This window comes from Kosakonia oryzae, assembly GCF_001658025.2.
Lineage (GTDB): Bacteria > Pseudomonadota > Gammaproteobacteria > Enterobacterales > Enterobacteriaceae > Kosakonia > Kosakonia oryzae.
This window is the reverse complement of sequence record NZ_CP014007.2, coordinates 3,391,458-3,403,380: the sequence shown is the minus strand read 5'-3', so window position 1 is coordinate 3,403,380 and position 11,923 is coordinate 3,391,458. Positions and strand designations below refer to the sequence as shown.

Annotated in this window: 13 protein-coding genes; 7 read left to right on the top strand and 6 right to left on the bottom strand. The window is 57.4% G+C overall.

Features of this window, described 5'->3' with window-relative positions:
- Window position 1: 1 nt before the first annotated feature.
- A complete protein-coding gene (gene hpxD / locus AWR26_RS16330) occupies window positions 2-1,039 on the bottom strand; it encodes a molybdenum cofactor-independent xanthine hydroxylase subunit HpxD (protein WP_043956894.1) in 1,038 nt (345 codons plus the stop codon).
- A gap of 125 nt (window positions 1,040-1,164) precedes the next feature.
- On the opposite strand from hpxD, the gene hpxR reads away from it, so the two are divergent.
- The gene (hpxR, locus tag AWR26_RS16325; protein WP_064567404.1) at window positions 1,165-2,085 is read left to right on the top strand and encodes a LysR family hpxDE operon transcriptional regulator HpxR; all 921 of its coding nucleotides are present in this window, start codon (window positions 1,165-1,167) and stop codon (window positions 2,083-2,085) included.
- Here the strand turns inward: hpxR and hpxO are convergent.
- Window positions 2,077-3,231 carry an FAD-dependent urate hydroxylase HpxO gene (gene hpxO, locus AWR26_RS16320; protein ID WP_064567402.1) on the bottom strand — a complete coding sequence of 385 codons (1,155 nt, stop codon included), beginning with the start codon at window positions 3,229-3,231 and terminating at the stop codon, window positions 2,077-2,079. The genes hpxR and hpxO overlap by 9 nt on opposite strands.
- 268 nt (window positions 3,232-3,499) lie before the next feature.
- Between hpxO and AWR26_RS16315 the strand changes: the two genes are divergently transcribed.
- From AWR26_RS16315 to uraH, 3 genes are read left to right on the top strand one after another with little or no spacing between them, the layout of a single operon-like run.
- Complete coding sequence (locus tag AWR26_RS16315; protein ID WP_064567400.1) at window positions 3,500-4,882, top strand: nucleobase:cation symporter-2 family protein; 1,383 nt, start codon at window positions 3,500-3,502, stop codon at window positions 4,880-4,882.
- A complete protein-coding gene (gene uraD / locus AWR26_RS16310; RefSeq protein WP_064567398.1) occupies window positions 4,860-5,360 on the top strand; it encodes a 2-oxo-4-hydroxy-4-carboxy-5-ureidoimidazoline decarboxylase in 501 nt (166 codons plus the stop codon). The genes AWR26_RS16315 and uraD overlap by 23 nt, the downstream gene beginning before the upstream one ends.
- On the top strand, window positions 5,357-5,680 hold the full coding sequence (gene uraH, locus AWR26_RS16305) for a hydroxyisourate hydrolase (RefSeq protein WP_007374282.1): 324 nt from the start codon (window positions 5,357-5,359) through the stop codon (window positions 5,678-5,680). Before uraD ends, uraH begins: the two co-directional genes overlap by 4 nt.
- On the opposite strand, the gene guaD is transcribed toward uraH, so the two are convergent.
- The gene (gene guaD / locus AWR26_RS16300) at window positions 5,660-6,979 is read right to left on the bottom strand and encodes a guanine deaminase (protein WP_064567396.1); all 1,320 of its coding nucleotides are present in this window, start codon (window positions 6,977-6,979) and stop codon (window positions 5,660-5,662) included. The genes uraH and guaD overlap by 21 nt on opposite strands.
- Before the next feature lie 93 nt (window positions 6,980-7,072).
- Window positions 7,073-8,569 carry an NCS1 family nucleobase:cation symporter-1 gene (locus tag AWR26_RS16295; RefSeq protein WP_007374284.1) on the bottom strand — a complete coding sequence of 499 codons (1,497 nt, stop codon included), beginning with the start codon at window positions 8,567-8,569 and terminating at the stop codon, window positions 7,073-7,075.
- A gap of 145 nt (window positions 8,570-8,714) precedes the next feature.
- Between AWR26_RS16295 and AWR26_RS16290 the strand changes: the two genes are divergently transcribed.
- From AWR26_RS16290 to puuE, 3 genes are read left to right on the top strand one after another with little or no spacing between them, the layout of a single operon-like run.
- A complete protein-coding gene (locus AWR26_RS16290) occupies window positions 8,715-9,431 on the top strand; it encodes a GntR family transcriptional regulator (RefSeq protein WP_064567394.1) in 717 nt (238 codons plus the stop codon).
- Window positions 9,431-10,171 (top strand): allantoin racemase, encoded by a 741-nt coding sequence (gene hpxA, locus AWR26_RS16285; protein ID WP_043953983.1) that lies wholly within the window; start codon window positions 9,431-9,433, stop codon window positions 10,169-10,171. The genes AWR26_RS16290 and hpxA overlap by 1 nt, the downstream gene beginning before the upstream one ends.
- Window positions 10,172-10,185: 14 nt before the next feature.
- Complete coding sequence (gene puuE, locus AWR26_RS16280; RefSeq protein ID WP_064567392.1) at window positions 10,186-11,118, top strand: allantoinase PuuE; 933 nt, start codon at window positions 10,186-10,188, stop codon at window positions 11,116-11,118.
- Between the two features lie 93 nt (window positions 11,119-11,211).
- Here puuE and AWR26_RS16275 read toward each other — a convergent pair whose 3' ends face one another.
- Both AWR26_RS16275 and AWR26_RS16270 read right to left on the bottom strand, forming a co-directional pair.
- Complete coding sequence (locus AWR26_RS16275; protein ID WP_007374288.1) at window positions 11,212-11,571, bottom strand: helix-turn-helix domain-containing protein; 360 nt, start codon at window positions 11,569-11,571, stop codon at window positions 11,212-11,214.
- Window positions 11,572-11,573: 2 nt separating this feature from the next.
- Window positions 11,574-11,876, bottom strand: a complete 303-nt coding sequence (locus tag AWR26_RS16270) for a type II toxin-antitoxin system HigB family toxin (RefSeq protein WP_064567390.1) — start codon at window positions 11,874-11,876, stop codon at window positions 11,574-11,576.
- Between the last annotated feature and the right edge of the window lie 47 nt (window positions 11,877-11,923).

Sequence of the window (11,923 nt, the reverse complement as noted above, 5' to 3'; positions counted from 1 at the left end):
CTCACACCAGAAAGAACTCGCCAAAACCCATTTTTTTCAGGCCACGGCGATAGGCAATCGAACTTCTGTCCGCCGGAATATGGGCTTCCAGCGTCAGATCCAGCGGCAGCCTTTCCGGCCGTTGTGTCTCTACCATCAGGCGATCTTCTTCAAACACGCGCAGGTTGAACGCGTGCACCTCTTCGATCGGGATATGCAGATCGAAATTGCGCGCGATCGGCGCAAACATGCGGGTAACGCGCGAGGAGACCGGCGATGCGGCATTCATGATCACCAGCCGCGCCTCGCCGGGAAAATGGATCGTCAGCGTGGCGGTAAACGGCAGGTGCATCTCGAAATGGCGCAGCCACTGAAAACCTTCCGGCGCGCGATAGTCAGAACTCGCCGGATAATTGCCGACCGAACTCCAGTAATCAGCAATAAAGCCAAACTCGGTCTCCTGCGGGCTGTAATCCGGGACGAACTGGTTATTGGCATCGGCGAAGGTGTCTGTGTGGATCCACGCAAAATGGGCGACATCGAGAAAGCCTTCCACCTGGCGGCCTGCAAATCCGTTCACCTCAAAGGCCGGGCAGTTGATCTGCTGAAAACCTTCGTCATCCCAGTGCGGCATCGTCGGGAGCGGTTGCGGGTTTTCCGCGTCAAACGCCAGGCAGGTCCAGATCAGGCCGAAACGCTCTTCAACGGCAAACGTCAACAGGTTGAGTTTTGCCGGTACCGGCTGATCGGGGCTGGAAGGGATGCGGTTACAGCGACCATCTTCACCGAAACGTAGCCCGTGGTAGGGGCAGACGATACCCTCTTCATCATGAAAACCGAGCGTCAGCGGCACGCCGCGGTGCGGGCAGACATCGCGGGCGACCACCACCTGGCCCTTCACGCGATAAATCACTAACTGTTCATCAAGCAGCGTGGCTTTCACCGGCGCTGCGCCAATATCGCAGGCGCGGGCGACGGGATGCCAGCATTTTGCCAGACGTAACCAGTCCTCCGGCTCGAAGGTGCAATGGGCGGGTGGGGTGGGGAGTGCTGTTTTCATGGTCATCATAGGCTCACATAAAAGCGATTGTTTAATTGTTGTAACTTTATTGTTGTCATATTAGGGTGTTCACATCCATCGCCATTAATTCACTGTGGCGTTGCAAAAAAGTGTACAGGTGCAGCATGAGTCCATTTTCCCGTTTCGCCCTCTATTTCGCTGAAGTTGCCCGCAGCGGCAGCCTGCGCCGCGCCGCAGAAAAACTGCATATCTCCGCATCGGCGATTAACCGGCAGATTTTGCAGGCGGAGGAGGAGTTTGGTACGCCGCTGTTTGAGCGGCTGCCGGAAGGTTTACGCATGACCACGGCGGGAGAGTTGCTGTATGACAATCTGCTGCGCTGGCAAAAAGAGTTTCAGCTTACGCGGCAAAAATTTGATGAGCTGCAAGGGCTGAAACGCGGCACGGTCAGTGTGGGAATGGTGCAGGCGCTGGCGGAAGGGAGCTTTGCCAGCGCGCTGGCCGACATTATCACCGGGCAACCGTGGCTGGAGCTGGAACTTCAGGTCGCGGATAGCCATACCGTCAGCCAGAGAGTGCGGCAGGCCGATCTCGACTTCGGTTTGATCCTCGATCCGGAAGGGCAATCAGGGCTGAATGTGCTGGCCTTCGCCGAGCTGGAGATGGGCGTGGTGATGCGTCCGGATCACAACATGGCAACTGCGCCGGCGTTATCGCTGGGCGAGCTGAGCGAGGCGCGGCATATTCTGCCCGGCGCGCCGCTCATTGTGCATGAGCGTGTCGGCATGCTTTATCGCCACTACGATCTCGCCCCGTCGAATACCATCAATTGTAATGACATCCGGCTGATTAAATCGCTGGTGCTGAAGGGGAGTGGCATCACGGTGCTGAGCCTGCTGGATGTGCTGGACGAAGTAAAAAGCGGGCAACTGGCGTTTGTGCCGCTGCGCAACAAACTGCTGCGCCCGCTGACGCTGGCGCTCTGTACCGCGCCATCGCGCCAGCTTTCCCGCCCGGCGCAAATGGCGATTCAGAAACTGACCCAGGTGCTGGAAGCGATGCAGAACGTTGGCGCATCAGCCTAACGGCCCGCCCTGAATGGTATCGCACAGGCCATTGATAATGCGCTCGCCGGTCTCCTCTTTCAGTTCCTGGTACCACGCCTGCGTCAGCGCCATATCTTTACCGTGAGTGATATCGCAGCGTTTACGCGCCTTGAGCACCAGATCGCGCACCCGGTCACAGCGTAGCGCTTCATACTGACGCAGCACGTTTTCGATGTCGCTCTGTTCGCGGAAAAGGTTTCCCAGCACTACCGCGTCTTCCATCGCCGCGCAGCCGCCCTGGCCGATATCCGGCGTGGTGCTGTGTCCGGCATCGCCCAGCAGCGCCACTTTACCGCGCACCAGCGTGTCGAACGGTTCGATATCATGGATCTCGATGCGGTTCGTGGTTTGCGGATCCAGCGCGGCAATCAGCCGTTGCACCGGCGGTGCCCAGCCGCTGAAGTAGCGCGTCAGGTCGTCGCGCAGCGTGCTGCGATCTTCCGCCAGCCCGGCGGGCAGCGGCACGTCAAAGAAGAAGTAGAAGCGCCCGTCGGAGATGGGCATCAGCGACACCCGTTTCCCTTCGCCCACAAAGGTTGTCCACTGCTCGGCGGGCGCAATGGCTTCATCGATTTTCACCAGGCCATTCCAGTTAACGTAACCTGCATAGCGCCGCTCTGGCGTATAGCCCAGCACGTACGGACGCAGCGCCGAATGGCTGCCGTCGGCGGCAATCAGAAAATCACCGTGGGCGCAGGTGCCATCGCTGAACCACGCGGTTACGCCATCGGCATGCTCTTCCACTTCGTTGACCCGTTTACCAAACTGCACCCGGTCGCGTCCCCAGTGATTGAGCATTTCGCGCTGCAGTTCCGCCCGCGATACCGGGCACGGGCGTCCGCCCACCCGCTCGACCAGCGGCGCAAGGCTAAACTGTGTCATCGTTTCGCCATTGCGGTAATCCTTATAGGCCATAAAGCGCATTGGGCCGCCGTAGGTCTCCATCATCTCGCCCATCCCCAGATGGTTCATGCACTTCACGCCGTTGGGCCAGATGGAGATCGCCGCGCCAACCGGCTTGATCTCTTTCACCGCTTCGAAAACCTGACACGCAATGCCTGCCTTCTGTAACGCCACCGCCGCACTCAGGCCACCGATACCTGCGCCAATCACCAATGCTTTCATTCTGTTCTCCTTTTACTTGCGTGTAACAGAAGGAGCAATTTGCGTACCAGAATGACGATGGGCGTTGGTGCGGGAGAGAGCGGGCGTTGCGAGGGTATGTTGCACTTTTGTAGTGCGTATTTGTATTAATGTTGCCTTTTTGTGAATCAAAAATTTCCAAATTTGGTGCAAGGAATCTAAAGTTTCACAGCGCTGGCGCGGGAGTGGCGACTCTGGCCTGCTTTGTGCATCAAGGCGTTGACGCGAATTGACAACAGGATGGAACGCCATGTCTGATGAAAAGAACAGCAGCTTATTGTACGGGCTGGAGCAGCGGATCCCGCCGCTTCCAGCTTTCTTCAGCGCTTTACAGCACGTACTGGCCGGGTTAGTCGGCATCATAACGCCGCCGCTGATCATTGGTGCGACGCTGGGGCTGGGCGAGTGGATGCCGTGGTTGATTAGCATGTCGCTGCTGGCCTCCGGGATTGGCACTTTTTTGCAGTCCAACCGCGTGTGGGGCGTTGGCGCGGGCATGATCTGCATGCAGGGCACCAGCTTTGCTTTTCTCGGTGTCGCCATTGCGGGCGGGATGTGGGTGAAAGGACAAGGCGGCACAGCGCAGGATGTGATGGCGATGCTGTTTGGCGTCAATTTCGTGGCCGCGCTGGTGCCAGTGATCGTCAGCCGCTTTATTGAGCCGCTGAAGCGCATTTTTACGCCAATCATTACCGGCAGCGTGATTGCCCTGATCGGCATCAGCCTGATTAAAGTCAGCGTGAATAACTGGTGCGGCGGCGTGCAGGCGAAAGATTTTGGCAGCATGAGCAATATCGGCCTCGGCGCAGGCACGCTGGCGGTGATTGTGTTACTGAGCTGTGCGAAAAACCGCTGGCTGCGTCTCTCTTCCGTAGTGGTCGGCATCGCCCTGGGTTGCATCGCCGCCGCCTTTGTCGGTAAGTTTCACTTCAGCGGCATCGGCGATACCTGGTTTCGTTTACCGTCGCTGTTCCCGTTTGGCTTCCAGTTTAATAGCGCCATCTTTCTGCCCGTGGCGCTGGTGTCGCTGGTGTGCATCCTGGAGGCGGTCGGCGATCTCACCGCTAACTGCCTGATCTCGCACCAGCCCATCGATAACAGCGCGTTTCGTTCCCGGTTGAAGGGCGGCATTCTGGCTGACGGCATCAGTTGTATGATTGCGGCGATGCTGGGCGCTTTTCCCAATACCACTTTTGCGCAAAACAATGGTGTTATCCAGATGACGGGCGTCGCCAGCCGCTTTGTTGGCCGCTATATTGGCGTGATCCTTATCCTGCTGGGGGTGTTCCCGCCGTTTGGCGAGTTATTACGCCAGATCCCGCTACCGGTGCTGGGCGGCGCGACGATGGTGATGTTTGGCTGCGTGGTGGCGGCCGGGATCCGCATCATTACCCAGAATCCGTTAACGCGCCGCGACATGCTGATTGTCGGGCTGGCGTTTGGTTTTGGTATGGGCGTCGAAGCGGTACCTGCTTTTCTCGCCCATTTCCCGCCCATTATCGGCAATCTGTTTGGTTCGGCGGCGACCTGCGGCGGCTTAGTGGCGATTGCTCTGAACCTGATTATTCCGGAAGAAAAAACGGCCATCGCCGCTGACGCAAGGAGCAAGGATGATCGCGCTGAATCACTTTAATCAGCTACCGGGCGACGAGGCCGCGGCACTGTTGCAGCCGTGTGTGGCGATCCCCGGCTGGACGGCGGCGCTGGTGGCCGCGCGTCCGTTTGCCTCGCTCGCGGAACTTCAGCAAACCGCGAGTGACATCGCCGGAGCCTGGGGGCGCGCCGAGCTGGAACAGGCGCTCAGCGCGCACCCGCGCATTGGCGAAAAGCCTGCGGGTTCGCAGGCGCATGCCGCGTTATCGCGCCAGGAGCAGTCGGCAGTGGACGATCGCGACGCGCAACTGGCCGCGGCGCTGCGCGAGGGGAATGCGCGTTATGAAGCGCGTTTTGGCCGCGTTTTTTTGATCCGCGCCAAAGGCCGTAGCGGAGAAGAGATTCTGCACGTGCTGGAACAACGGCTGACTAACAGCGACGCCGAAGAGATCGCGGCGGCGCTGGAGCAATTACGGGAAATCACCTTATTACGACTGGCAGGAGCGATTGGCGAATGAACAGCCTCAGTACCCATATTCTGGATATTTCCAGCGGTAAGCCCGCGCAGGGGGTGACGGTTAATCTGTTACTCGACGAGCAGACGGTGGCGAGCGGCGTCACCGATGCGAACGGACGAATCGGTGCGCTTTCCTCTTCATTGATGCCGGGACATTACCGGCTGGTGGCGCAAACGGGAGAATGGTTTGCACAGCGCGGCGTGGCGACACTGTTTCCCTGCGCGCAAATTGACTTTGTGATTACGCAAACGGCAGAGGAGCATTTCCATCTGCCGTTCTTAATTGCTCCCGGCGGCTGGTCAACTTACCGCGGCAGTTGACCATGCGCACTGACCGTTAATCCACGTCTCGCTGATATTGCGCTCGTCGCCGAGGGTCATCAGCACAAACAACTGCTCGTAGATCTCCTTGCAGCGCGTATTACGCAGGCGCTGCAAGGGCGTCACTGCCGGGTCAATGACCACAAAATCGGCCTCTTTGCCGGGCGCAAAATTACCAATTTTATCGTCCAGACGCAGGGCATGCGCGCCGCCAAGTGTGGCGTGGTAAAACGCTTCACTGGCGCGCAGGCGATAGCTTTGCAACTGGCCCACCTTGTAGGCTTCACCCAGCGTGCGCAGCATGCTGAAGGTGGTGCCTGCACCTACATCGGTGCCGATGCCCATGCGCACTTTGTTCTGCCAGCAGGCGGGCAGGCGAAACAGCCCGCTGCCGAGGAACAGGTTCGAAGTAGGGCAAAACGCCACCGCCGAACCGGTATCGTGCAGGCACTGCCACTCTTCATCATGCAGGTGAATGCCGTGGGCAAACACGCTGCGCTCGCCGGTCAGTTGATAGTGGTGGTAAACATCAAGGTAACGTTGATGTTCCGGCCAGAGATCGTTGACCCACGCCACTTCATTCGGGTTTTCGCTTAAATGTGTCTGCAGCCAGGTCTGCGGAAACTCTTCGCGTAAACGGCGTACCGCCTCAAGCAGCTCCGGCGAGGAGGTGGGCGCAAAGCGCGGCGTAATGGCATAACCCAGCCGCCCCTGATGCTGCCAGCGCTGGATCAGCTCGCGCGTTTGCTGGTAGCTCTGCTCAGCGGTTTCGCTGAGATATTCCGGCGTATGGCGATCCATCATCACCTTACCGGCGATCAGCCGCATATTCAGGCGCAGCGCTTCGCTAAACAGCGCGTTGACAGATTCCGGGTGCAGCGTGCAAAACACCAGCGCGGTGGTGGTGCCGTGGCTCAGTAACTGGCTGATAAAGAATTCGGCAATCTCTGTGGCGTAGGCTTCATCAGCAAACTGGCTTTCAACCGGAAAGGTGTACGTTGTCAGCCACTCCAGCAGTTGTTCACCAAATGCGCCAATCATTTCGGTTTGCGGATAGTGCACATGGGCATCAATAAAACCGGGGAGCAGCAGTTTGCCGCGCCGGTCGGTGTAGCCTTTATGCGCATCCAGATATTGCTCGCCCTCCTGCCAGCTCATTCGCGCCTGAATCTTGCCGTCGCGAATAAACAGCAGACCATCTTCAATGAAACGTGCGTGGTGGGCGATATCGTCGGCGTTGTCGCAGACTTCTGCAATGTCAAACAGCGCGCCGCGGACCGCGGCATGATAATCAATCATCGTTCCTGCCCTGATCGTTTCCATTGTGGGTGAAGTGTTAAAGCAAAATGAGTGCCAGCCGCGACGAGAAACGCCGCGGCCTGAGGTGAAGGGTTACTCTTTTTGTGCCGCGACGTTGGTATTGAAATGCGATGTCGTGACAACAGCGCGCTCTTCGCGGGCCAGCCAGCGATAGGTGATGCCGCCCAGCAGGACGCCGATAAACCAGCTAAAGTTGGCGACTTCGTGCAGCGCCGGAATAAAGCTGATGATCAACCCGACGGCCACTGACGGCACCAGCGCGCCAATCGCTTTCGGGTTAAAGCCATTGCGATACCAGTATTTGCCTTTTGGCGTGTCATCAAACAGGTCATCAACAAACACCTGCCCGCGTTTGATCAGATAGAAATCCGCAATCAGAATGCCGAACAGCGGGCCGATAAAGGCACCCAGCACGTCGAGGGTGTAGTGGATCAGTTCCGGCGAGTTAAACAGGTTCCACGGCGTCAGCAGAATCGAGCCGACAGCGGCGATCATGCCACCGGTACGGAAGCTGATTTTCTGCGGCGAGCAGTTGGAGAAGTCAAACGCCGGCGAAACAAAGTTAGCAACAATGTTGATGCCGATGGTGGCGGTGATCATGGTCAGCAGGCCAATCGCCACCGCCAGATCGTTGCCGACGCGGCTGACGGTTTCAATCGGATCGGTGATCATGCGGCCAAACAGCGACTGGGTGCCAGAGACAATCACCACGGTCACGATCGAGAACAGCAGGAAGTTGAACGGTAAGCCCCAGCGGTTGCCGCGACGAATTTCGCCCATGCTTTTGCCATAACGCGAGAAATCACCAAAGTTGAGCAGCGGCCCGGAAAAATAGGAGACCACCAGCGCAGTCGCGGTGATCATCTGCCAGGTTTGCTCACCGGCGCTGAGTGATTTGCTGGCGAGGGTAAACGAGATACCGTCGAAACCGGTCTTGTATACAATCCAGCCCGCCAGCGCCAGCATCACCACATACACCGCCGGACCGGCAATATCGATAAAGCGTTTAATCGCGCTCATCCCGTGCCAGAACACCATTGCCTGCAGAATCCACATGGTGGCGAAGCACAGCCAGCCAAGGTGCGACAGGCCGAACAGCGACCCCTGCGTTAAAGAAGAGAGCGACGGCCAGAACTTCAGCAGCACCAGCATTAAGGCATTCGCCGCCAGATAGGTCTGAATACCGTACCAGGCGAAGGCGATAAGACCCCGGATCACCGCCGGAATGTTGGCACCGAAGACGCCAAATGCCTGGCGGCAGATAACGGCATAGGGCACGCCTGCCATCTGGCTCGGTTTTGCAACCAGGTTTGCGCAAAGCTGCACAATGCAAATGCCTACCAGCAGGCAGAGCAGCACCTGCCAGCTTGCCAGCCCGAGCGTAAAGAAGCTCGCGGCGACCACGTAGCCGCCCATACTGTGTACATCCGACATCCAGAACGAAAAGATGTTGTACCAGCTCCAGTTCTGATCGCGCGTCGGCGCCAGATCCTCATTGCAAAGCCGTGGGCTGTATACCGCTCCGGAATCAGCGGCCTTAACCTGATGAGTGTTTTGTGTATTTGGCATGAAACCTGCTCCTGTCAATAAAAGCCCGTGAAAAGGGAGTGCTGATGTTGTTGCAGGATCCAGGCCAAAATGATTAATCTTGTATCCAATAATTTAATTTTATGTATACGATCCGATATCGAAAAGTAAAAAAGCGGAGTGGTTAATGAGTAATGAAAACAGTCTGCACGCCGCAGCTGCCTTGCAGGACAAGGATGAAACCATCTACCAGTCGCTGATGACCGCGATTGTCGAACATCAATTACTCCCGGGGAGCAAATTACCGGAAGAGGCGCTGGCGGAGGTGTTTGGCGTCAGCCGCACCGGGATCAGAAAAGTGCTGCAACGACTCAATGCTGTGCAAATGGTCACCTTAACGCCCAAACGTGGTGCACACGTCGCCAGCCCAACGGTCGAAGAGGCGCAGGCGATCTTCCGTACCCGCACGCTGCTGGAAGTGGCCAACCTGCCTGACGTGCTGGCGCACTGCCAGCCGCCACATCTGGCGGCGCTGGAAGCGATTATCCGCCAGGAGCAGCAGGCGCACGAAGCCTATGACGGCCCGGCGGCTATTCGCTACTCCGCTGAGTTCCACATTCAGCTTCAGGCTATTTCCGGCAACCCGGTGTTGACCGAGATGGTCACCGGCCTGAGCCAGCGCTCTTCGCTGGTGATTGCCGCCTGGGGCTCGCCGTGGCGTCAGGGATGTCGTTGTAACGATCATGAACAACTGGTTGATTTACTGCGTAAAAAGGATCTGCAGGCGCTAAGCGCGGCGCTGACGCACCATTTTGAACATATCGTCGACAGCCTCTGTTTCGAGCGGGCTGGCGTTTGTCTGCCGGATTTCGCCCGGCTGTTTGCCGGTCACAAGGAGGCGTAATGTCTGCCGTTTGTATACAAGTTATCAACCCGAACACCAGCCTGGCGATGACCGAAACCATTGGCGCAGCGGCACGAGCGGTGGCAGCCCCTGGCACCGAAATTGTGGCGGTATGCCCGCGTGAGGGCGTACCGTCGATCGAAGGACATTTTGATGAAGCGATTGCCGCCATCGGCGTGCTCGAACAGGTGAAAGCCGGGCGTCAGCAGGGTGTGGATGGTCATGTGATTGCCTGCTTTGGCGATCCGGGATTGCTGGCGGCACGCGAGCTGGCGCAGGGGCCGGTGGTCGGCATCGCCGAAGCCGCGATGCATATGGCGACGCTGGTGGCGACCCGTTTTTCCATCGTCACCACCTTGCCGCGCACGCTGATTATCGCCCGTCATCTGTTGCAGCAGTACGGTTTTCAGGAGCACTGCGCGGCGCTGCACGCCATCGATTTACCGGTACTGGCGCTGGAGGACGGCAGCGGTCTGGCGCAGGAAAAAGTGCGTGCGCGCTGTATTCAGGCGTTAAAAGAAGATGGCTGCGGTGCGATTGTGCTCGGCTGTGGCGGCATGGCGCAACTTGCGCAAGAGTTGACGCGTGAACTGCATGTGCCGGTGATCGATGGCGTCAGCGCGGCGGTAAAAATGGTGGAGTCGCTGGTGGCGCTGGGCTTATCGACCAGCAAGCGGGGCGATTTGGCCTTTCCGGAAAATAAAGCGTTGAGCGGTAAATTTCAGGCATTAATGCCGTAGCGAGTGGAGGGAGAATGGCACTTTTCGACGACAACTATCCGCGCGATTTGCGTGGCTACGCAGGGAAACCGCCGCATGCACAGTGGCCGCAGCAGGCGCGTATCGCCGTGCAGTTTGTGCTGAATTTTGAAGAGGGCGCAGAGAACCATGTGCTGCATGGCGATGCCGGATCGGAGCAATTTCTCTCCGATATTATCGGCGCGGCCAGCTACCCGGATCGGCATATGTCGATGGATTCACTGTATGAATATGGCAGTCGCGCCGGATTCTGGCGCATCCACCAGGAGTTCAGCAAACGCGGGTTGCCGCTGACGGTGTTTGGCGTGGCGATGGCGCTGGCGCGTCAGCCGGAGATCGTTGCGGCCATTAAAGCGGCGAATTATGACGTAGTCAGCCACGGCTGGCGTTGGATCCATTATCAGAACATGGATATCAATGAAGAGCGTGAACACCTGCAAAAAGCGGTGCAGGTGCTGCGCGATCTGTTTGGTAAAGCGCCCACCGGCTGGTACACCGGGCGCGACAGCCCCAATACCCGCCAGTTGGTGGTTGAGCATGGCGGGTTTGACTACGACAGCGATTACTATGGCGACGATCTCCCGTTCTGGAGTGAAGTCACCTGTGGCGACGGCACGCGTAAACCACACCTGATTGTGCCCTATACGCTGGATGCCAACGATATGCGCTTCGCGACCGCGCAAGGTTTTAATACCGCCGAGCAATTTTACACCTATCTGAAAGACAGCTTTGATGTGCTCTACGCCGAGGGCGAAAGCGCGCCGAAGATGATGTCTATCGGCATGCACTGCCGCCTGTTGGGGCGTCCTGGCCGTTTTCGTGCACTGCAACGCTTTCTCGATTATCTCCAGCAGCACGATCGCGTCTGGGTCTGTACCCGCCAGCAAATCGCCGATCACTGGCGGCAGGTTCATCCCTACGCACAATAAAAAACGCCCGGAAAATCCGGGCGTTTTTACTGACGCTGCGGCAAGAAAAGAGATTTCTTATGCCGCCGTATTTCGCACTAAGATGGGGTTCTATCAAACGCCAATCAGGCTTTCTAATGGGATACCAAATTGGGTGTGAAGGCGGCGAATCATCGGTAGCGTGAGGCTACGTGTACCGTTAAGAATTTCGTATACACGATTGGACTTGCCGATAGCAGGCTCCAGATCTTTCACGCTCAGCCCCAGTTGCTCCATACGAAATTTGATGGCCTCAATGGGTGAGGGGGGATCAATGGGGTAATGTTTCTTTTCGTACTCTTCAATCAGTAAGCACATCACTTCGAAATAATCACCTTCCGGCGTGTCCAGTTCCGGTTCATTGTCGAACATTGGCTCAACCGCCCGGAGAGCGGCTTCATAGTCCTCTTCAGTTCTGATCGGTTTAATGTTCATTTTTACTCCAGTTCAACGGTTTCGGCGTCGATAGTATCGTAGTGGCTGTGCGTCCCAATAAACTTCACGAATACCCATCCGCGCTGGTAAGCAATCGCCACAATTAATCGATAGTGATTTCCCTTAATGTTGAACACCACTCGCCTCTCTTTCAAAATGCTGGCGCTGCGGTATTGTCCTTTTATCTCTGCCGGGGTTTTCCAGTCTGCTTTGGTTACTTCATCGACCCAGGCTTTTAGCGGTTGCTCAGCGTCGGGATTCTCCGCCCAGAAGTCCCTTAATGTTTTCACGGAGATGATCTTCATGCGGACAGGATAGTCCCATTACGGGACTATGGGAAGCGCTAAGTCCC